Genomic DNA, 20,525 nt, shown 5'->3' with positions numbered 1-20,525 from the left:
CTACCGCAACAACTCTGTATGGCTAAGGTTTGGTTTCTTTCAGTTTGCCTTGGCGAAATGCGACACTTGGATCGGACGAGTGCTCGACATGATCACCCAGAATTTCGACCCAAGGGTGCTTTCGATGCTCGTAGACGGAAAAGCGCGGCGGGGGAAAGTTCAAATCTGCGAACGCGCCTACCGGGATGGCAATGACGCCGGGCCAGCCTTCAATCACATAAGCAAGCGTTGATCCGCAATCCGGGCAAAACTGATAGGTCGCTTTGTGGCCACTGTCGGCAAGCCTTTCCCAAACTTTGAAGTTTCCAGAAATCTCTACGTCGCCTTCGTTCCAGCGCGCTTGCGTTGCAAATGCACTGCCTGAGCGTTTTTGACATTCCAGGCAGTGGCAGACTGATACGCGAACAGGCTCACCTTCGCAGGTCGCGGTGAGTTGTCCGCATCTACATGTTGCCGTCCGTTTCATTGGCACCAAACTACATCAACTTCTGCCATTCACGAAGAACGCAATCTGACCGGGTAGAAGGGCCGGATTGTCCGCGCTCAATCCTGGCCCAACGGGGCGATGATGGTCGAATCCTTGTAGGTTTCGACGGCGAACAGCGTCGTATAGCGCACCACATCCGGGTCACTGTCGAACAACCGGTCGCACAGCGCCTGATACTCCTCCATGTCACCGAAATGACCGATCAACACCGCATCAAGGTCGCCTGTCACGCCATAGGCTTGCGTGATTGCCGGTTCGTCGGAAATACGAGCCGCGAAGGATGTGCGCATGTCTTTTGTGTGGTTGCGGGTCGTGACATTGATGATCGCCCGGATGCCACGACCCAGTTTTGCAGGATCGGCAAGGTAGACGCAGCGCGCCAGAATGCCGGTGCGTCGCAAGTCGGCCAACCGGCGTAAACAGGTTGAAGGTGTCGATCCGACTGCATCGGCCAACTCGGCCTTGGTCAGCGTGCCGTCCGCCTGAAGGGCGGCGACAATCCTGAGGTCCAGATCATCCATCATTGAAAGCCACGTGGTCCATATCTCCACATTTTCGGCGATTTTGACCACATCGTCCACCGGTTTCATCGTAGACGGTCTGAGGACAACGGGGGTTTCAGTATGAACAGCGCGACGGCCGGCCTGATCTGGGCCTTCACCTTTGTCATCCTCGAAGCGGCCCAGGCCGTCTTTTTCGGCGCCGTGTTCCAGGACTACGACTCCTTTCTGATCGGTGCCGCCGTGTTCGGGTTCACCGCCGCCGGAACGCTGGTCTGGGCGGGCCTGCGCACGCCGGATCAACTGGCGGCAGCGTGGATGAATGGGGCCACCCTGTTCGGGCTGAACATCTCGACAGCAATTGTCTGGATCGCATATTTCTTCGCTCTGCAAATGATCGAACCAGCGGTTGTTTTCACGATCTTCTCGGGCCTGATCCCGGTTGCCATTCTTGTCGCGGCGGCGTTCGGTGTGCGCGAAGCCTCTCCGTTGCGCAACCGGGTCGAGGGATTGGGCCTGCTCATTGTGGTGATCGGTGTCGGCTATCTCGTGGCGATCACCCTGCTTGGCCAATCCGGCTTTGTGCGCGGTGGATGGAGTGTGGCGGCGACCGGTTTGCTGCTGACTTGCGTCTCTGCGCTCAGCCTTGCCGCCATGATGATCTACAGCCAGCGGCTCGACCGTCTTGGGGTCGCACCTGTCGCTCAATACGGTCTGCGGTTCCCGCTTTATGTGCTGGTGGCGCTCGGGGCGGCCTGGGCTGGCTTCGATCACAAGGGCGCAGTCGATCCCGGTGGGTTGGTAACTGTGGTGCTGATCGGGTTCGTCATCATGGCATTCCCCGTCTTTGCCATGCAAAAGGCGATCTCGCTCATGTCCACACTGACGCTGGCGGCAATCACGGCACTTGGCCCGCTGTTTGTCTTTCTGTTCCAGATGGTTGAGGGTCGGGTGGACTATGCGCCCGCGACAATGACCGGCCTGATGATCTACTTCGCAGGCGCGCTCCTCGCGGCATATGGCGGAGCGAGGCACGCCAATGGAAAGGTTTTGGGGACGTGACAGCGGAAACACCGAACTATCGGACGGGGCTTGCGGTCGGCGCGGTTGTCATCGCTGTCTTGGCCCTGTCGCTTGGCGATGCGATCATCAAGGCCACCGGCCTCGATCTGCCGCTCTGGCAGATGTATATCCTGCGATCCGCCCTTGTTTTGCCGCCCCTGTGGCTGTTGGCGCGGCGGAACGGGTTCCGCGCCTTTGGCTCTCTGTTCTGGGTCGTGATCCGCAGTATCCTGCTCGTCACAATGTGGCTCAGCTACTACTCCGCCTTGCCGCTCATGCCCCTGTCGCTGGCGGCAGCGGCCTACTACACATCGCCGATCCTGATCACACTTGTCGCGGCCGTCCTTGCGCGCCGCTGGCCCGTCCCGCGGGTCTTGTTCGCCATCCTCCTCGGGTTCGCGGGCGTCGTCTTGATCCTGCGCCCGGACGCTTCCGGCTTTGATCTGGCAACCCTGTTGCCGCTGCTGGCCGCATTTCTCTACGCCTGCGCGATGGTGCTGACGTCGCGAAAATGCCGAAACGATGATCCGTTTGCACTGGCCCTGGCGCTCAACGTCGCCTTCATCATCGCAGGGGCCGCACTGGGTCTTTTCTCCGGTCAGGAGGGGTCATTCATCTTTGGCCCGTGGCAGGGCCTCGATCTCTCACTGCTTGGTATCGTGGCCGCACTCGCGGCGATGATCCTGATTGGCAGTGTCGGGGCGGCCATCGCCTACCAGAACGGCCCGCCTGCGACCGTCGCAGCCTTCGACTACAGCTACCTCGCATTTAGTCTGGTCTGGGGTGCAATCTTTTTTGGGGAAGTACCTGCGGCGCTGTCGCTGGCAGGGATTGTGGTGATCGTGGTCGCGGGGTTTCTCTCGCTTCCGCGCTCGGAAAGGCACGCATCATGACAAATCATCCAAAGCTCGCCGCACTGGCGGTCATGGTCAACAACGGTCAAGTCCTTCTGGTCAAGCGTCGGAACGAACCAGATGCAGGCCTGTGGGGGTTTCCTGGCGGGCACGTAGACTTCGGTGAAACCACGATGGATGCCGCCGCACGTGAGCTGCGCGAAGAAACCGGCGTGATCGGACATCCGGTCCGCTACCTGACAAATGTAGATGTAATTCACCATAGCCCGGACGGTACGGTCCGGTTCCACTTCCTGCTTGCAGCCGTGCTTTGCGAATACCGATCTGGCGAACCTGTCGCCCAGGATGATGTCAGCGAGGCGCAATGGTGGGCCGTCAACGACGTGCTGTCCGGCATGATGGCGTGCAGCCAGCATGTCGACAGTGTCATAAAACTCGCGTCCAGTTTCCGAGACTGATCTTTCAAACGACCCAGGCTCTGCCTTCGTCCGTTCACGTCATGGCACAGGGCCTCACAGTGCCCAGACTGCTGGCTGTAGCAATCCACACCATTGACCGGTTCAGCCCCCTTAAAGTCGCTTGATGTGTCCCGCGTTTCCCTTTGACCAATATCAACAGTGACCCGGCACAACCTGCATACCCTATGGGGACGTCCAGAAGGGGGATCGTCGGCATGCTGTCACGCCGAACACTTGTTGCGTCTGGTCTGTCCGTTGCCGCGATTGGTACCCTTGGATACGGTCTTTGGCCACGCCTCGACGGGTACCAAGAAGAGGTGGAGCATCAACGGCGGCTCCTTTCCAGTGATCCAACGCTTCATGACCTGCTGAGGATGTCGACGCTTGCGGCGAACGGGCACAACACGCAACCCTGGAGGTTTCGGCTGGATGAGGCAGGGATCAAGATCCTTCCGGATTTCTCACGTCGGACGGACGTCGTCGACCCGGATGACCATCACCTGTTTGTAAGCCTTGGATGCGCTTGCGAGAACCTCGTTATTGCTTCGGCTGCGCACGGACGACCGGCGGAGGTCGCAATCGAGGGCGGTCCGGATCCGCGAATTGACATCGTGCTTGGCCATGGCTCACCGGCCGATGACGCCCTTTATCAAACGATCCCGTTCAGGCAATCGACCAGATCCGCCTATGACGGGCAATCCATCACCACCAACGACGTCCAACTTCTGAAGGCAGCGGCGCAGCGGGACGGGGTCTCGGTATTGATTTTCACTGACCCGGCAGAGCTGGAAGGAATTTCCGATTTTGTCGTCGAAGGAAACAGCGCCCAGATGGATGACCCGGCCTTTGTCGCGGAATTGCGCAACTGGCTGCGGTTCAGCCCCGAACACGCCATATCGCGCGGGGATGGCCTGTTCAGTGCCTGTTCCGGAAATCCGGTCGTTCCGGAGTGGATGGGGGGCCACTTGTTCAACGCGTTCTTCACCAAAGACGCCGAGAATGCGAAATACCGGGATCACATCAAATCATCGGCCGGAGTTGCGGTGTTCGTTGGTGCGCAGGCCGATCCATTGCATTGGATAAAGGTTGGCCGGAGCTTTGAACGCTTCGCGCTCCAAGCGACAGCGCTTGGACTGCGGAATGCACATATCAATCAACCGATCGAGGTGCCGGCGGTGCGTACCGAAATTGCTCGCTGGCTCGGAATACCGGGTGTGCGGCCCGATCTCGTCGTGCGTTTCGGTCGCGCGCCGCTCTTGCCGATGTCTCTACGGCGCCCGGTCGAGGACGTGATGGTCTAAAGACGGGTAAGGGCGCCTACGCATCACGTGTCACCCTCGCAGAACACTTCGATACCTGGTCGAATGTCAGAACGGTGCGGCGGCGCGGAAACGCATCATCCGGCCACTGTCGGGATGCTTGATCTTCAGTTCTTCGGAATGCAGCATCAGCCGCTCGAAATCGCGCGCAGCCCCGTCCGCATAGAACGGATCACCCAGGATCGGATGACCCAGCGCCAGCATATGCACGCGCAGCTGGTGGCTGCGCCCCGTCTGCGGCATCAGGCGCACGCGGCTTTCGGCCTCACTGTCGCGCAGCACCCGCCAATCGGTCACCGCAGGCTTGCCATTCTCATGATCCACATGCTGCTTGGGTCGGTTCGGCCAGTCCACGACAACGGGCAGATCGACCCGCCCCGTCTTCGGCGTCAGCCGCCCCCAGACCCGTGCCACATAGGCTTTTTTGGCCGCGCGCAACTCGAACTGCTTGCCCAGAAACCGCTGTGCATGGGGCGTCAGGCCAAACACCATCACCCCGCTTGTGTCCCGATCCAACCGGTGCACCAGCAGCGCCTGCGGCCACACTGCCTGCACCCGCGCAATCAAGCAGTCGGCCAGATGCTCCCCCTTGCCCGGCACGCTCAGCAACCCCGACGGCTTGTCCACCACCAGCATCTCGGCATCGTCATGCAGCACGACCAACGGGTCCTGCGGGGGGGCATAGGTGTCACTCATGCCCCCGCCTCTCAAATGCGCGATCCTTGCGCAACCCCCTTCACGTTTCGGCGAGGGCGAACATCACCGTTTGCATCATGTGACTGCGCGTGTTCACTCCGACATATGAAGTACTTGGCCGCCCTGCTCCTCGCCCTCCCGTCCCTCGCTTTCGCCCAATGCGGCCCCGACGCGCCCTGTAAGATAGACAGCGGCAGCTACCACATGATCGACAGCGCAGGCGGCGCGGAACCCAAACCGGCGCTGGTGTTTTTTCACGGCCACAACGCCACCGGGCAAATGATCTTTCGCGGCGGGATCAAGTCGGATTTCGCCGATGCAGGTTATGTCGTCATCGCCCCCAACGGCACACCTATCCAGGGGCGCAATTCCCGCCGCTGGGCAGGCCGGGATGGCAGCGAACGCGACGATGTGGCGTTCGTCCTCGACGTGATCGCCGATGCACAAACCAAAGCCTCCATCGACCCGGACCGCATCTATGTCGCCGGGTTTTCCGCAGGTGGCTCCATGGCCTGGCTCATGGCCTGCAAGGCGGCAGAGCACTTCGCCGGCTTCGCTTCGGTCTCGGGTGCGCTGCGTGAACCCAACGACACAACCGACTGCCCCAACGTCCCCGTCCGCTTCCTGCAAATCCACGGATTTGGCGACAACCAGGTCCCGTTCGAGGGGCGCGCGATCCGCGACTGGCATCAGGGCAGCCTGTGGGACAGCCTGGCCCTCGCCCGCGCGGCCAACCAGTGCCGCAGCCACCCCGACAGCATCGAGATCGGCGACCGGTTCCGCTGCCGGACGTGGGCGGCCAGCTGTGCAGAAGGCGCGATCAAATTCTGCGAACACGACGGCGGCCACGGCCTCCCGCGTGGTTGGACAACGATGGCCCGCGACTGGTTCGAAGGGGCCTAGGCCCGCCGCATCTCGCGCAGCATGGTGACGGAGTAAATCACCAGCGCCGCCCAGATCATCGGAAACGCAATCATGCGCGCCTGCCCGAACGGTTCCTTGAACACCACCACGGCGCACAGGAAAATCATCGTGGGCGCGATGTATTGCAGCACGGCAATCGTGGTCAGGCGCAGCCCCTTGGCCCCGTTCGCATACAATATCAACGGGATAGCCGTGACCGCACCGCAACCCAAGAGCAGCCAGTCGGTGCCCGCATCCCCAACCAGAAACGCGCCCTGCCCGGTCCAACCCAGCCACGCAACATAGGCCAGCGCCGGGACCAGCAGGATCAGAACCTCCAGCAGAAACCCCTGGTTCGGACCGATGGGCAACTGCTTTTTCGCCAGCGCATAGAACCCCCACGTGACCGTCAGGCCAATCGCCGCCCAGGGCACTGTGCCCGCCGACACGGTCAGAACCACCACCGCGCAGGCCGCCAATGCGATGGCCACCAATTGCGCGCGGCTCAGCTTTTCACGCAGCAGGATGGCCCCCAGGGCGACAGAAAACAGCGGGTTGATGTAGTACCCAAGGGCCGCATCCAGCGTGCGATCAGACGCAATCGCCCAGACGTAAATGCCCCAGTTCACGGTGATCAGTGCCGCCGTGACACAGCCCATCGCCAAGGTGCGCGGACTGGTGAGCGCAACACGCAAGTCGCCCGTGCGACGCAGCAATACCAGCAGAATACCTGCCAGCGGCACCGACCAGATGACGCGGTGCGCCACCACTTCGGCCGGTCCAACATGGCTGAGCATCTTCATGTAAAGCGGCAGAAAGCCCCACAGAAAGTAGGCCCCAAAGGCAAAGCCCAGGCCCGCAGGCGTATCACCGGAATTCTGAGACATGAGGGGGGTCCTTTCGACCCCACCCCTAGCACCGCATTACCGGCGCGTCACGCCTTCACACGCTCCGATTTCGGATCATACATCGGCTTCAGCGATGCCTCGGCCCGCACCCGCGTGCCCGCCACGTCGATCTCGTAGGTCGAGGCCAGAACATCCGCTGCCGTCTCGCCCTTGCAAGGCACATAGCCAAGACCCATCGCACCGCCCAGATGGTGCCCATAGGCGCCAGAGCTGAGGTAGCCGACAATCTCGCCGTCCCGCACGATAGGTTCGTTGTGATACAGCAGCGGCTCGGGGTCGGTCAGCTTGAATTGCAGCATCCGGTTGCTCAGCCCCTCGTCCTGTTTGCGCAGCACCGCATCGCGCCCGATGAAGGACGGCTTGTCCTTCTTGACGGCAAAGCCGAGGCCCGCCTCCATCACGTGATCCTCGCAGGTGATGTCGTGCCCAAAGTGGCGGAAGCCCTTTTCGATTCGGCAGGTGTCCATCATGTGCATGCCGCACATTTTCAGGCCCATGCCTTGGCCCGCCTCGTGCAACGTCTCGAACACATGGCCCGCCATGTCGGCACCGACATAAACCTCCCAGCCCAGCTCGCCCACGTAGGTCACGCGGTGGATGCGAGCGAGGCCCATGCCGATCTCGATCTCTTGCGCGGTGCCGAACGGATTGTTTTCGTTCGATAAATCCGCAGGGGATACAGCGTTCAGCAATTCGCGCGAACGCGGCCCCATGATGGCCAGCACGCCCTCGCCCGCCGTGACATCGGTGATGACCACGTTGAAATCACCCACATGGCGCATCATCCACGTCTGGTCGGCCAGGCGGGTGGCGGCAGGGGTCACCACCAGATAGGCGGTGTCGCTCAGCCGGGTCACGGTCACATCCGCCTCGATCCCACCGGAATTGTTCAGGAATTGTGTATAGACGATCTTGCCATTCGGCACCGAATAGTTGCCGCCGCCCACATAGTTCATGAACGCCTCGGCATCGCGCCCTTCCACCCGGATCTTGCCGAAGGACGACATATCGTACATGCCCACGTTCTGGCGCACGGCCATGTGCTCTTCGCGCACGTTGTCGAAAAAGTTCTGGCGCGACCAGCTGTAGTCATAGGCCGGTTCCTGCCCGTCGCGCGCGAACCAGTTGGCGCGTTCCCAGCCTGCCAATTCGCCCATGACCGCGCCCCGTTCGATCAGGTGGTTGTGGAACGGCGTGCGCCGCACACCACGTGCCGTGGCCTTTTGGCGGAAGGGGAAGTGATCGGCGTACAGCAAGCCCAGCGTCTCGGTCGAACGATCGGCGAGGTAGGTCTTGTTGCCCATGAACGGCTGCATGCGGGAAATGTCCACGTCGCCCAGATCAAAGGGTTTGTCGCCGTCCTCCATCCACTGCGCCAGCGCCATGCCAGCGCCGCCTGCCGACTGGATGCCGATGGAGTTAAAGCCGCAAGCAACCCAAACATTGTCCATCTCGGGCGCGAGGCCAAGGTGATAGGCATCGTCAGGGGTGAAGGATTCAGGACCGTTAAAGAACGTGTGAATCCCCGCCTCTGCCAGCATTGGCAGACGGTTCACAGCCGCCTCGAGAATCGGCTCGAAGTGGTCGAAATCCTCGGGCAGTTGGTCGAATTCAAAGTCGCGCGGAATGCCGTCGACCGCCCATGGCTTGGCATTGGGCTCGAACGCGCCCAACAGGATTTTCCCTGCATCTTCCTTGTAATAGGCGCACTCGTCGGGGATGCGCAGGACCGGCAGTTGCTTCAGGTCCTTGATCGCCTCGGTCACGATATAGAAATGCTCGCAGGCTTGCAGCGGCACGTTCACGCCCGCCATGCGCCCAACCTCGTGGCCCCACATGCCCGCACAGTTCACGATCATCTCGCAGGCGATGTGGCCGTCGCTGCCATCCTCGCCTTTCCAGTCAACGCCGGTGACCTTCCGGCCTTCGCGCAGGATGTTGGTCACAGCAACACGTTCCTGCACCTTGGCCCCGCGTTGACGCGCGCCCTTGGCCAGCGCCAGCGCGATGTTGGCTGGATCGCCCTGCCCGTCGAGCGGCAGGTAGACGCCGCCGGTCACATCCTCGATATTCAGATGCTCATAGCGGGCCTTCACCTCGCTGGGCGAAATCTCCTCCACCTCCACGCCAAAGGCGCGGGCCATCCCGGCCTGGCGGCGCAACTCTTCCAGCCGCTCGTCGGTCAGGGCGGCAGTGATCGACCCCACCCGTTTGAAGCCTGTGGCGACGCCCGTCTCAGCCTCAAGATCGCCATACAGCTCTTGGGAATAGCGGGCCAGTTTCGTCATGTTCGCCGTTGCGCGCAGTTGTGCAATCAGGCCAGCCGCGTGCCACGTGGTGCCCGAGGTCAACTGCTTGCGTTCCAGCAGCACCACGTCTGTCCACCCCAGCTTGGTCAGGTGATAGGCGACAGAGCAGCCAATGACGCCGCCACCAATGATGACAACGCGGGCAGAGGAGGGAAGATCAGGCATGGGCGGTATCCTCAGATGATGGTGTGGCCGTCGCTGCGCAAGCGGCGGGCAATTTCGGCAATATGGGCGGGGCTGACTTCGCAGCAGCCCCCGACAATGGTGGCCCCGCTGGCGACCCAGCGCATGACGTGATCGGCATAAAGTTCGGGCGTGAAATCGCGGCGGGCCGACAGGCTGTCGACTGTGGGCTTGTCGCCCAGAAACCCGTCGCTGATCTGTTCGAACCCGTTGGCATAGGCACCAAAGGGCAAGGACGATTGCGCGAGGCTGGCAAGCGCCGCCGGGATCGCCTCGGGCGTCGAGCAGTTGATCAGGATTGCGCTGGCCCCACCGGCTTCGGCAACGGGCACGGCATCGGCCACAGGCTCGCCCGAGCGCAGTTTCGAACCGTCCGTGTCATCCACCGTCAGCGCCAGCCAAACCGGCTTGCCCGTGGGGGCGCAAGCGGCGAGCAGATCGCGCGCATGTGCAACGGACGACACCGTTTCCCCGATCAGCAGATCGCAGGCCGGGGCCAGCAGGTTGGCAATCTCGGCGAACAGCGGCACCGCCACATCCGAGCCTGGGTGCAGGTCAGGGCGATAGCTGGCCCCAAGCGGCCCGATGGCGCCAGCAATCCGGCCCGACCCGTGCTCGCGCCGCGCCGTGCGCGCCTCGAACAGCGCGCTTTGATGAAGGGCGGAAAACGCGCCCTCGACGGGCGTGTCGGTCAGCCGGTCATGGTGGATGGCATAGCTGTTGGTCGTAGCGATGGTGGCACCGGCGGCAAAGAAATCCGCGTGCACCTGCGTGACCATGCCGGGATGATCCAACATGATCTGCGTCGACCACAACGGCGTGGGTTTGTCCCCGGCGCGGTGCACCAGTTCCTGCCCCATCCCGCCATCCAGCAGGGTGATATCAGCCATTCCCGTGCCCCTCGGGCTCTGCGCGCGTGATCACGCCCGCAGCCGTTCGTTGGCCGGATCCCACAGGGGTTGGTCGGGCTGCACGGTCGCCTTGTAGCGTTTCCCGTACATCTCGACCTCAAGCTCGGACCCAGGTTCGGACAAGTCCGTGCGCACCACACCCAGCGCGATGGAGGCGTTCACGCGATACCCCCAGTCGCCCGACGTGGTTTCGCCGACCACCGTATCCCCGCTCCAGATCGTGGACATATAGGGCGCGTCCTGATCACCCGCGTCCACCAGCAGGGTGACAAACCGTTTCTTGGGCCCCTGCTGCTTTTCGTTCTGCAGCGCCAGCTTGCCGGGGAAGTCCTGTGGCTTGTCCAGCTTGATGAACCGGTCCAGCCCGCCCTCGAACAGGGTGTAGTCGGTGCTCAGATCGCCCTTCCACGCGCGATAGCCCTTTTCAAGGCGCATGGAGTTCAGCGCGTACATGCCAAAGGGCGTCGCCCCGGCCTCGACCACCGCATCATAGATCGCGGGGATGTCGGCCATCGGCGCATGCACCTCCCAACCGAGCTCACCTGCAAAGGACACGCGCAGCATCCGGCACGCCTTGCCCGCGACAACGGCGTCCTGATGGGTCAGCCAACCAAGGCTCAGATCGGCCTCTGCCCCCAGTCCTTCGAACAGCGCGCGCGACTTGGGTCCGCTCACGATCAGGGTCGAGAATTCGGTTGTGTGATCGGTCAGGCTCAACCCATCTGGCAGGTCCTTTTTCAGCACCTCATAGTCGTGCCATTGCGCAGGCGCGGCCGTGATCAGGGTAAAGTGGTCTTCTGCATGCCGGATCAGCGACATCTCGGTCAGGATACGGCCGCGGCTGTCGGGGAAATAGCCCAGCGTCATGCGACCCGCCTTGGGCAGCGCGCCCGCAATGCGGCACCGCAGCCATTCGGCGGCCCCTTCACCCTCGAGGTTGAACCGGGAAAAGCCGGGCAGGTCCAGAACGCCAACGCCGTCACGCACGGCTTCGACCTCTTCCTTCACGCGTGGCGCCCATGGGCCGTTGCGATCCCACGTGTGGGTCGATTCCTCGGACGTGTCGTCACCGTCCTTGGCAAACCAATTGGCCCGCTCCCAACCGTTATAGGCGCCCATCTGGCCACCCGCCGCGCGGATACGGTCATCGACCGGCGACAATTTCTTGTCGCGCCCTGCGGGCCATTCGTGATGCGGGAAATGCATCGCGTATTCGTGGCCGTATGTTTCCAGCGCCTTGGACAGCGAATAGTCGTGATCGGCATAGTCGGTGTAGCGGCGCGGGTCGGTCGCCCACATGTCCCACTCGGTCTCGCCATGCATGATCCATTCGGACAGCACCTTGCCCGCGCCGCCCCCTTGGGCGATCCCGAAGGTAAAGCAGTGGCCCTCGAACGCGTTCTTGACGCCCGGCATCGGGCCGATCAGCGGCAGACCGTCGGGCGCGTATGGGATGGGGCCGTTGATGTTGCGCCCTACACCGGCGGTGCCAAGCGCAGGCACACGCTCCATCGCGTCTTCGATGTAGAACTCAAGCCGCTCCAGATCGTCGGGATAGAGTTGGAAGCTGAAATCCTCGGGCATCGGATCGTCCGGCGTGACCCAATGCGCCTTGCAGTTCCGCTCGTAGGGGCCGAGGTTCAGGCCGTATTTATCCTGCCGCAGGTAATAGCTGATATCCACGTCGCGGATCATCGGCATCTTGTGGCCCTTTTCCTTGGTCCACGCTTCCAGTTCGGCAATTGGCTCGGTCAGGAAATACTGGTGGGACATGACGACCATGGGCACGGTGCGCCCGCCGAACGGCTTGAACATCTCGCCTACGCGCTGCGCGTAGTAGCCCGCACAGTTGGCAACGAATTCGCAGCGGATATCGCCCTTGGGCGTCTTCACGATCCACTCGTCGCCATCGCGTTCGATCCCCGTGGCCGGGCAGAACCGTTCGATCCGGCCCCCAGCCTCGCGCGCGCCCTTGGCCAGGGCCTGGGTCAGCTGTGCCGGGTCAATGTCACCGTCCAGCGGGTCCCAAAGACCACCGGCCAGATCATGGGTTTCCATGAAAGGGTTGAATTCCTTGAGCTCGTCAGGCGTGCACATCTGCATCTCGAGGCCCTGATAGCGGCCCATGCCTGCCACCCGCTCGAATTCCTGCATCCGCTCCTTGGAATGCGCCAGACGCAGCGCGCCGGTGACGTGGTAGTTCATGGGGTAGTCGACGTCATCGCCAAGGGTCCGGTACATCTCCAGCCCATAGCGCTGCATGTTCATCACGGCCCACGAACCGGAGAAGTTGGGGCAGTTGCCCGCCGCGTGCCACGTGGACCCGGCTGTCAGCTCGTTCTTTTCCAGCAGAACGCAGTCTTTCCAGCCTGCCTTGGCCAGATGATACAGGGTCGAGGTGCCAACGGCCCCGCCGCCGATGATGACCACGCGGGCCGTTGTTGGAAAATCGCTCATGTTCAGGTCTCCCTTTGCGGAACGTTGTCCGCGATGTCGTAGTAATCGCCTTTAAAGGCCGTAAAGATATGCTTGGCCGTCACCATGCCGGTCGGCCCGTCCAGGGTGCCGGACATGACGGAAACAGCGCCGTTGTCGTCGTCGTGCTGCCAGAACAGGGACGCGCCGCAGCGGTTGCAGAACCCGCGCCGCGCACCGGGGGACGAGGCATAGTAGGTCAGCGTCTCATCCGATGTGATCACCAGCTGGTCCGGCCCCACCTGCGTGGCCGAGACATAGTGCCCGCTGGTCTTGCGGCACTGAACGCAGTGACACGCGACCGAGTCCCGCAGCGGGCCCGTGAGCGTATAGGTGACGCCCCCACACAGGCAGCTTCCCTGCATCTCAAGCCCTCCCCGGTGTTGCAGACGCGCCCAGCAGGACGCCGTAAACGACGAAACACACGGCCATCACGCGGCGCACCCAGACGTTGAACACCGCCCCCAGGGCCGCACGCCCGATCCCGGCCCCCAGCAGGGTAAAGCCCGAATAGCTGAGTGCGGTGATGGTCAGCGCCGTGGGCATGATCAGCCACATCTGCTCCCACACGGGAACGTCGGGCTGCACGAACTGCGAAAAGGCGGCGAGGTATCCCGCCACGCTCTTGGGGTTGATCGTGGCGATGGCGAGTGCGCGCAGATAGACAGAGCCGCCCGACTGTGCCGCAACCTTGGGCGGCTTCGTCGCATTCAGCCAGCCCCGCACGCCCAGATAGACAAGGAACCCGGCCCCGATCAGCTTGGCCACCCAAAACGCCGTGGGCGAGGCCGCGATCAGCGCTGTGATGCCAAGGGCGGACAGGATCAGGAACAGCGTCGCCTGGGTCAGGATGGCAAGGATCCCCGGCACCGACCGGCGAAACCCGATGGTCATCCCGTTGGTGATGCAATTGACGGCGTTCGGCCCTGGCGTGGTGACGAACACGGCCCAGAACAGCGCAAATATGACCCAACCCTCGAACGACATCAGTAGACCGGCGGCGCGATGACCCAGATGGCCACGGCGGGCACGTCATGGGGGTTCATCCAGCGAAAGGGCTCTCCGCGAATGCGGAAACTGTCGCCGGGATGGATCGTGAACCGCTGATCCGCGATTTCCAGCTGCAACCGGCCCGAAATCAGATAGCCGACCTCTTGCGTCGGGCGTGTCACGGTCTCGGTGATCTCGCTATGAGGCTCGAAGGTGGAATGCACCATCTCGAAATCATCCGTAAGGTCAGGCGACAGCAATTCCTCGACCAGCCCCGCTGTACGCGACCCGATGGGACGGCGCGCGCCGCTGCGCACGACATATCCTTCTTCGCGCGCAGGGGCGGTGCCCCGGCGAAACAGGGTCGACACGGCAATGTCCAGATTAGCCGCCATATGGCGCAGATCGGTGATCGAGGGCTCGGACAGGTCCCGCTCCACCTGGCTCAGCCACCCGACCGAGCGGCCCAGCCCATCCGCCATGTCCTGCAAGGTCAGCCCACGCGCCTTGCGCAGCGCGCGCAGGTCCGCGCCGAGGCTCCGAGCGATTGTGGGGTCCGAATGCAGCATGGCCATGAAAATTCCTGTTCGAATTTCACGTAAGGTCACTTTGCGTGAAAAATCAAGTCAGATTTTCATGACGCCGCTCAAACAGCCTGAAAGACACCCGCCAATATGCCACTTAATTGGGCGGCATCCTCGGCTGTAAAGGCATTCGGCTGGTCACTGTCGATGTCAAAGACCGCGATCAGCGCGCCCGCGCCATTGTGTACGGGAATCACTAGTTCCGACCGGGTGGACGAGGCGCAGGCAATGTGGCCCGGAAAGGCATCGACATCCGCCACCAGTTGCACCTCACCCGTCCGCGCGGCCGCCCCGCACACCCCGCGTGAAAACGGAATCTGCAAACAGCCATGCCCGCCCTGATACGGCCCGATCTTGAGCATCTCGGGGGCCGTGACACGGTAAAACCCCGTCCAGTCGAACCGGTCATCGCTGTGGTGCACTTCGCATGCAACGGTCGCCATCAGCGCCACCGCATCGGTTTCGCCGTCGGTCAGGCTGTGGATCGTCTTGGCCAATGTGGCGTAGTCAGGCATCGGTTTTTCACTCTTGCTGAGGTCGGACTGGGGCTCTGCCCCAGACCCCGGGATTTTTGGAACAGAGAAGTCAGACCCGCTCGATCGCGATGGCCGTTCCTTCGCCGCCGCCGATGCAGATAGCGGCCACGCCGCGCGTGAGGTTCCGTTTTTCAAGGGCGTTCAGCAGGGTCACCATGATGCGCGCACCCGACGCCCCGATGGGGTGGCCCAGCGCACAGGCGCCACCGTTCACGTTCACCACATCATGGCTCAGCCCCATCTCGCGCATGAAGGCCAGCGGGACCACGGCAAAGGCCTCGTTCACCTCCCACAGGTCCACGTCATCCGTGGACCAGCCGATGCGGGCGAGCAGCTTCTGTGCAGCGGGAACCGGGGCCGTGGTGAACAGGCCCGGTGCCTGTGCGTGGCTGGCATGGCCCAGAATGCGGGCACGGATGGTCAGGCCCTGCGCCTCTGCCGCCACCTCCGAGGCCAGCACGAGCGCCGCCGCCCCGTCCGAGATGGAAGAAGCGTTTGCCGCTGTCACCGTGCCCCCCTCGCGAAAGGCGGGCTTGAGCTGCAGGATCTTGTCGGGCCGCGCAGTGCCGGGTTGCTCATCACTGCTGACCGTCACCGACCCTTTGCGCGAAATGACTTCGACCGCGCTCACCTCTGTGTCAAAGGCATCCGTGGCGATGGCTTCTTGCGCGCGGGCCAGCGATGTCAGGGCATAATCATCCTGGATCTCGCGGGTGAACTGGTAGGTTTCCGCGCAATCCTCGGCAAAAGTGCCCATCAGGCGGCCCTTGTCATAGGCGTCTTCGAGGCCATCGAGAAACATGTGATCGATCACCTGCCCGTGGCCCAGGCGGGCGCCATCGCGCATCTTGGGCAGCAGGTAGGGGGCATTTGTCATGCTCTCCATCCCGCCCGCGATCATCGTGTCGGCATGGCCCAGCGCGATCTGGTCAAAAGCCATCATCGCCGCCTTCATCCCCGATCCGCACATCTTGTTCAGCGTGGTGGCGGGCACGTCCTCGCCCAGACCGGCGGCAAACCCGGCCTGTCGTGCCGGGGCCTGGCCCTGCCCTGCGGGCAAAACGCACCCCATCAGCACCTCGTCCACCGTGTCCAGCCCTGCACCCTGCAAGGCCCCCTTGATCGCGATGCCGCCAAGATCAGAGGCGCTCAGCGGCGACAACGCGCCCTGAAATCCGCCCATGGGTGTGCGCGATGCGCCGGCGATGACAACTGACTTCATGATGGTCTGGCCCCTTTGCGTGCAGGTGGAAACCGATTGGTAAGATTTGCGCACTACACACGCAATGTAACCAGAGAATTGCAAGAGGGCGCTCATGGATCTTCGCAGTCGATCAGAAAACAACCTGCAAGTTGTGTCTGTACATGACCCCCGGATTGATGCTGCTGTCGCGATTGAATTCAAGGACGCGATGCGCGCGTCGACCGATGGCGGGGGCGACACCGTCGTGCTGGACCTCAGCGAGGTGCAGTTCATTGATTCAAGCGGGCTGGGGGCCATCGTTGCCGCGATGAAGCATATGGGCCAGTCCCGCACCCTTGCCCTTGCCGGGCTGACCCCCACCGTTGACAAGGTGTTTCGACTGACACGGATGGACAGTGTGTTCAGCGTCTTTCCGACATTGGACGGGGCCCTTGAAGAGTTGAACTCCTGAGTTGTCGTCACCGTTGAAAGCTTGCGCCATGACCCTCGTTTCTCAACTGCCAGCCTTCCGCGTCTCCGTACAGAGCGGTGAATTGGCTGTGCGCGAAGCGCTCAAGAAAATCCTCGATGGGTTGGGCCCGCTGTCGCTGGACGTGGAAGAGGCGGGCACGGTCGAACTGGTGATGGCCGAGGCGCTGAACAACGTCATCGAACATGCCTATCCCGCGGGCGACCCGAAGGGGCCGATCAGTATTACCTGTACCCATGCCCGCGATGGGTTGCACTTGACCGTGGTTGATCGCGGGCGCGGCATGCCGGACGGGCAGACGCCGCTGGGCGCTGCCGCAAATGTCGATGTCGATCTGTGTGACATGCCCGAAGGCGGGTTTGGCTGGTTCCTGATCAAGGATCTGGCCAAGGACGTGACCTATGCCCGTGTCGAGCCGGAAAACCGCCTGAGCCTGCGTCTGGCTGTCGCCATGAGCCCATCCACCTGACAGCGGTGCAGAGCCTGCGCAGGTGGTGCGCCAATGATCTGGCATCCGACAGGCAGAATTCGCAAAACTGCCCCCGGCAAACCACATTCCTGCCTTGATCGCGCGGCATACATGTTCCTGTAGCTGCATATAGCTTCCCTCGGTGTCGCGTGTAATTGCCCCCACCCAGTGCGCGGCACCGAGGAACTTAACGCCCCCAACATTGAAGTGGACAAAGCCCCGCGCTCGGTTACGTTGCGCGGCACTGCTGCACGAAAAGGGGTCACACATGCGCGATTTTCACCTGCCGGGCCGATCGCCCGTTCTGGCCACATCCGGCATGTGCGCCACGTCGCATCCCCTTGCCGCACAAACAGCCATCGAAACCATGAAAGCAGGTGGCAACGCCATGGACGCCGCCATCGCGGGCGCCGTCCTGCTGGGCATTTGCGAGCCGCAGATGACAGGCATCGGTGGCGACTGTTTCGTCCTGTGGTCGGATGCCAGCGGTCAGATCAAGGCACTCAACGGCTCCGGTCGCGCACCCGCCGCGCTCGACGCGGCCGCGTTGCGCAACACGGGCGCCGCCGTTGTCCCGCCCTACAGCGCCCATGCGGTGACCGTGCCCGGTGCGATTGACGCCTTCTGCACCCTGTCGGAGACTGTCGGCAAACTGGGCCTCGACGCGGTTCTGGCCCCCGCCATCCACTACGCCGAAACCGGCGTGCCCGTTGCACCGCGCGTGGCCTTTGACTGGGCGAACGACGCGCACGTGCTGCAAGGCGCGGCGCGCGATGCCTACCTTGTCGGTGGACAGGTGCCCAAGGTTGGACAGCGTTTTGCCGCGCCGGGACAGGCCAAGGTGCTGCGCCAAATCGCGCAACACGGGCGTGACGGGTTTTACACCGGCGACGTGGCCGAGGATATGGTGAACACCCTCAACGCGATGGGCGGCAAGCACACGCTGGACGATTTCGCCCAGACCGCCTGCACCGACACCACCCCGATCCAGAGCACATACAAAGGCATCGACCTGGTCGAGCATCCGCCAAACGGGCACGGCGCCACGGCGAACCTGATGCTCAACATCCTCAAACATTTCGACATCGCGGGCATGGACCCCTGGGGCAGCCAGCGCGCGCATATCGAAGCCGAGGCCGCGAAACTGGCCTATGACGCGCGCAACCGCTTTCTGGGCGATGCGGACCATACCACCCGGCTCGACCACATGCTGGCACCGGAAACCGCCAGCCAACTGGCGGCCCTGATTGATCCCAAACGCGCCATGCCCAACGCCACCGCCCTCAGCGAACAGGTGCACAAGGATACGATCTACATCACGGTCGTGGACCGCGACGGCATGGCCGTGTCGCTGATCTATTCGATCTTCCACGGCTTCGGCTCGGGCATCGCGTCAGAAAAGTACGGCATCCTGTTCCAGAACCGGGGCGCAGGCTTCACGCTCGAAGACGGGCACCCGAACGAACTCAAGGGCGGCAAGCGCCCCATGCACACGATCATTCCGGGCATGCTGGCCAGGGATGGCAAACCGTTCATGCCGTTCGGCGTCATGGGCGGGGCCTACCAGCCCAAGGGGCACGCGCGGTTCCTGACCAACCTAGCCGACTTCGGCATGGACCCGCAGGCAGCCATCGACGCGCCGCGCGCCTTCTCGGATGCGGGCAACATGAAGGTCGAGCGGGGCTATTCCGACAGCGTGCGCGCCGAACTCAGCGACATGGGCCACGCGGTCACCATCCCCGACACGCCGATTGGCGGGGCGCAGGCGATCCAGATCAGGGATGACGGTGTTCTGGAAGGTGCCAGTGACCCACGCAAGGATGGCTGCGCCCTGGGATACTGACGCAAGGCGGGCAATCCGCCCACCGCGCGGCTCAGTTCAACTGGAAATGCAGGGGGTACGTCCCGTCCTCGAACGGGCCAAACAGGTCGGGAATGTCGGGGTGATCCACAGGCTCGCCCGAATAGTCGGCGACAAGGTTCTGCTCGGACACATAGGCCACATAGTAGCTTTGGTCGTTTTCAGCGAGCAGGTGATAGAACGGCTGCGCCTTCTTGGGGCGGCTGTCCTCGGGAATGGCCTCATACCATTCGTCTGTATTGGAAAACTCGGGGTCCACATCAAAAACGACCCCGCGAAAGGGGTGCTTTTTGTGGCGGACAACCTGGCCCAGATGATATTTTGCGCGTGTTCTCAGCATAGCGTTGCGCCCCCTACCGACCGTGACTACACGTTGCAAGGGACAGTTGTCCAATAATTGAGCACAAATTCGCTGGAAACAGTCTGTGAACCTTACCGTAACAGTCCTTCAAATCGTTGCGCCGGTGTTTTTATTGGCCGCTATCGGGTTCACCTGGGTCAAGGTCGGGTTGGAGTATCGAATCCAGTTCGTGACCCAACTGGCGATGACGCTGTCACTGCCCTGCCTGATCTTTGTCTCGCTCATGCAGACGCGAATCGACCCCGCCGCGCTGGCGGCCCTGTCCTATGCGGCCATCGCGGCCTATTCGGGGGTGACGGTCGCCTTCCTGATCCTCGTCCGTGTGCTCAAGCTCGAAACACGGACCTATACGGCGCCGCTGATCTTTGGAAACACGGGCAATCTGGGTCTGCCGCTGGCGCTGTTCGCCTTTGGGGAAACAGGCCTCAGCTATGCGATCATCGTGTTCGCGATCATGGCGCTGTGGTCCTACACGTTCGGCATCTGGCTGGTGGCGGGCGCCGGGTCACTGGGCAAGGTGCTGCGCGAACCGCTGGTCTGGGGCACGGTGCTGGGGGCGCTGTTTCTCTGGCAGGGCTGGGAAACACCGACCTTTCTGACCAACACGCTCGAACTCATCGGGCAAATGGCGATCCCGATGATGCTGATCACCCTGGGTGTGGCCGTGGCACGGTTGTCAGGGCGCGGGCTGCTGCGCGCCTCGGTCCTGTCCGCCGTCAAACTGGCCCTTTGTGTCGGGATTGCCTGGGTCACCGGGCGCTATTTCGACCTCGATCCGATCGCGTTCGGCGTACTTGTGTTGCAGGTCGCAACCCCTGTTGCTGTCACGTCCTACCTGCTGGCGGAAAAATACGGGGCCGACTCGGCCTCGGTCGCGGGGCTTGTTGTGGCCTCGACCTTGATGGCCGTGGGCGCTCTGCCGCTGATTTTGGCGGCTGTCCTCTAACAAACGTGATTAACATCGCTGCGTTTTTTCGCTAAACTGC

Annotated in this window: 22 protein-coding genes; 9 read left to right on the top strand and 13 right to left on the bottom strand. The window is 62.5% G+C overall.

Features of this window, described 5'->3' with window-relative positions; all coding sequences use genetic code 11:
* Positions 1 to 22: 22 nt before the first annotated feature.
* Complete coding sequence (locus ACMHLQ_RS14025; protein WP_415401284.1) at positions 23 to 466, bottom strand: GFA family protein; 444 nt, start codon at positions 464 to 466, stop codon at positions 23 to 25.
* A gap of 77 nt (positions 467 to 543) precedes the next feature.
* Positions 544 to 1,077 carry an Lrp/AsnC family transcriptional regulator gene (locus ACMHLQ_RS14020; RefSeq protein WP_415401283.1) on the bottom strand — a complete coding sequence of 178 codons (534 nt, stop codon included), beginning with the start codon at positions 1,075 to 1,077 and terminating at the stop codon, positions 544 to 546.
* A 33-nt stretch (positions 1,078 to 1,110) separates the two neighbouring features.
* On the opposite strand from ACMHLQ_RS14020, the gene ACMHLQ_RS14015 reads away from it, so the two are divergent.
* The 4 genes from ACMHLQ_RS14015 (at position 1,111) to ACMHLQ_RS14000 (ending at position 4,662) form a co-directional block, all read left to right on the top strand.
* A complete protein-coding gene (locus ACMHLQ_RS14015; protein WP_415401282.1) occupies positions 1,111 to 2,049 on the top strand; it encodes a hypothetical protein in 939 nt (312 codons plus the stop codon).
* Entirely contained in the window at positions 2,046 to 2,942 is an 897-nt protein-coding gene (locus ACMHLQ_RS14010) for a DMT family transporter (protein WP_415401280.1), read from the top strand. The genes ACMHLQ_RS14015 and ACMHLQ_RS14010 overlap by 4 nt, the downstream gene beginning before the upstream one ends.
* Complete coding sequence (locus tag ACMHLQ_RS14005) at positions 2,939 to 3,361, top strand: NUDIX hydrolase (RefSeq protein ID WP_415401279.1); 423 nt, start codon at positions 2,939 to 2,941, stop codon at positions 3,359 to 3,361. The genes ACMHLQ_RS14010 and ACMHLQ_RS14005 overlap by 4 nt, the downstream gene beginning before the upstream one ends.
* Before the next feature lie 215 nt (positions 3,362 to 3,576).
* On the top strand, positions 3,577 to 4,662 hold the full coding sequence (locus tag ACMHLQ_RS14000) for an Acg family FMN-binding oxidoreductase (RefSeq protein WP_415401278.1): 1,086 nt from the start codon (positions 3,577 to 3,579) through the stop codon (positions 4,660 to 4,662).
* Positions 4,663 to 4,728: 66 nt separating this feature from the next.
* Here the strand turns inward: ACMHLQ_RS14000 and ACMHLQ_RS13995 are convergent, their stop codons facing one another.
* Positions 4,729 to 5,376, bottom strand: a complete 648-nt coding sequence (locus ACMHLQ_RS13995) for an RluA family pseudouridine synthase (protein WP_415401277.1) — start codon at positions 5,374 to 5,376, stop codon at positions 4,729 to 4,731.
* Positions 5,377 to 5,481: 105 nt separating this feature from the next.
* Between ACMHLQ_RS13995 and ACMHLQ_RS13990 the strand changes: the two genes are divergently transcribed.
* Positions 5,482 to 6,279, top strand: a complete 798-nt coding sequence (locus ACMHLQ_RS13990) for an alpha/beta hydrolase family esterase (protein WP_415401276.1) — start codon at positions 5,482 to 5,484, stop codon at positions 6,277 to 6,279.
* Here ACMHLQ_RS13990 and rarD read toward each other — a convergent pair.
* The 9 genes from rarD to ACMHLQ_RS13945 all read right to left on the bottom strand — a co-directional run bounded on the left by rarD (position 6,276) and on the right by ACMHLQ_RS13945 (position 16,397).
* The gene (gene rarD, locus ACMHLQ_RS13985; RefSeq protein WP_415401275.1) at positions 6,276 to 7,166 is read right to left on the bottom strand and encodes an EamA family transporter RarD; all 891 of its coding nucleotides are present in this window, start codon (positions 7,164 to 7,166) and stop codon (positions 6,276 to 6,278) included. The two genes, ACMHLQ_RS13990 and rarD, sit on opposite strands and share 4 nt — an antisense overlap.
* A 47-nt stretch (positions 7,167 to 7,213) precedes the next feature.
* Positions 7,214 to 9,661, bottom strand: a complete 2,448-nt coding sequence (locus ACMHLQ_RS13980; protein WP_415401274.1) for a GcvT family protein — start codon at positions 9,659 to 9,661, stop codon at positions 7,214 to 7,216.
* 11 nt (positions 9,662 to 9,672) lie between these two features.
* Positions 9,673 to 10,569: a homocysteine S-methyltransferase family protein gene (locus ACMHLQ_RS13975; protein ID WP_415401273.1), complete on the bottom strand. Its 897-nt coding sequence runs from the start codon at positions 10,567 to 10,569 to the stop codon at positions 9,673 to 9,675.
* Between the two features lie 30 nt (positions 10,570 to 10,599).
* On the bottom strand, positions 10,600 to 13,047 hold the full coding sequence (locus ACMHLQ_RS13970; RefSeq protein ID WP_415401271.1) for a GcvT family protein: 2,448 nt from the start codon (positions 13,045 to 13,047) through the stop codon (positions 10,600 to 10,602).
* A gap of 2 nt (positions 13,048 to 13,049) precedes the next feature.
* The gene (locus ACMHLQ_RS13965) at positions 13,050 to 13,430 is read right to left on the bottom strand and encodes a GFA family protein (protein WP_415401270.1); all 381 of its coding nucleotides are present in this window, start codon (positions 13,428 to 13,430) and stop codon (positions 13,050 to 13,052) included.
* Position 13,431: 1 nt separating this feature from the next.
* On the bottom strand, positions 13,432 to 14,052 hold the full coding sequence (locus ACMHLQ_RS13960; RefSeq protein ID WP_415401269.1) for a LysE family translocator: 621 nt from the start codon (positions 14,050 to 14,052) through the stop codon (positions 13,432 to 13,434).
* Positions 14,052 to 14,624, bottom strand: a complete 573-nt coding sequence (locus tag ACMHLQ_RS13955; RefSeq protein WP_415405287.1) for a helix-turn-helix domain-containing protein — start codon at positions 14,622 to 14,624, stop codon at positions 14,052 to 14,054. Before ACMHLQ_RS13955 ends, ACMHLQ_RS13960 begins: the two co-directional genes overlap by 1 nt.
* Positions 14,625 to 14,701: 77 nt before the next feature.
* Positions 14,702 to 15,154 carry a GAF domain-containing protein gene (locus ACMHLQ_RS13950; protein WP_415401268.1) on the bottom strand — a complete coding sequence of 151 codons (453 nt, stop codon included), beginning with the start codon at positions 15,152 to 15,154 and terminating at the stop codon, positions 14,702 to 14,704.
* A gap of 70 nt (positions 15,155 to 15,224) precedes the next feature.
* Positions 15,225 to 16,397 carry a thiolase family protein gene (locus ACMHLQ_RS13945; RefSeq protein ID WP_415401267.1) on the bottom strand — a complete coding sequence of 391 codons (1,173 nt, stop codon included), beginning with the start codon at positions 16,395 to 16,397 and terminating at the stop codon, positions 15,225 to 15,227.
* Between the two features lie 94 nt (positions 16,398 to 16,491).
* Here ACMHLQ_RS13945 and ACMHLQ_RS13940 point away from each other — a divergent pair, with 94 nt between their 5' ends.
* The 3 genes from ACMHLQ_RS13940 (at position 16,492) to ACMHLQ_RS13930 (ending at position 19,160) form a co-directional block, all read left to right on the top strand.
* Positions 16,492 to 16,830 carry an STAS domain-containing protein gene (locus ACMHLQ_RS13940; protein ID WP_415401265.1) on the top strand — a complete coding sequence of 113 codons (339 nt, stop codon included), beginning with the start codon at positions 16,492 to 16,494 and terminating at the stop codon, positions 16,828 to 16,830.
* Positions 16,831 to 16,858: 28 nt separating this feature from the next.
* A complete protein-coding gene (locus ACMHLQ_RS13935) occupies positions 16,859 to 17,317 on the top strand; it encodes an ATP-binding protein (protein ID WP_415401264.1) in 459 nt (152 codons plus the stop codon).
* A gap of 268 nt (positions 17,318 to 17,585) precedes the next feature.
* A complete protein-coding gene (locus ACMHLQ_RS13930) occupies positions 17,586 to 19,160 on the top strand; it encodes a gamma-glutamyltransferase family protein (RefSeq protein ID WP_415401263.1) in 1,575 nt (524 codons plus the stop codon).
* A gap of 31 nt (positions 19,161 to 19,191) precedes the next feature.
* Here the strand turns inward: ACMHLQ_RS13930 and hspQ are convergent, their stop codons facing one another.
* Positions 19,192 to 19,518 (bottom strand): heat shock protein HspQ, encoded by a 327-nt coding sequence (gene hspQ / locus ACMHLQ_RS13925; RefSeq protein WP_415401262.1) that lies wholly within the window; start codon positions 19,516 to 19,518, stop codon positions 19,192 to 19,194.
* 85 nt (positions 19,519 to 19,603) lie between these two features.
* Here hspQ and ACMHLQ_RS13920 point away from each other — a divergent pair, with 85 nt between their 5' ends.
* Positions 19,604 to 20,485, top strand: a complete 882-nt coding sequence (locus ACMHLQ_RS13920) for an AEC family transporter (protein WP_415401260.1) — start codon at positions 19,604 to 19,606, stop codon at positions 20,483 to 20,485.
* The last annotated feature ends 40 nt before the right edge of the window (positions 20,486 to 20,525 follow it).

The organism is Tateyamaria algicola, from assembly GCF_047715485.1.
Classification (GTDB): Bacteria; Pseudomonadota; Alphaproteobacteria; order Rhodobacterales; family Rhodobacteraceae; genus Tateyamaria.
This window is presented reverse-complemented; position numbering and strand designations above follow the sequence as displayed.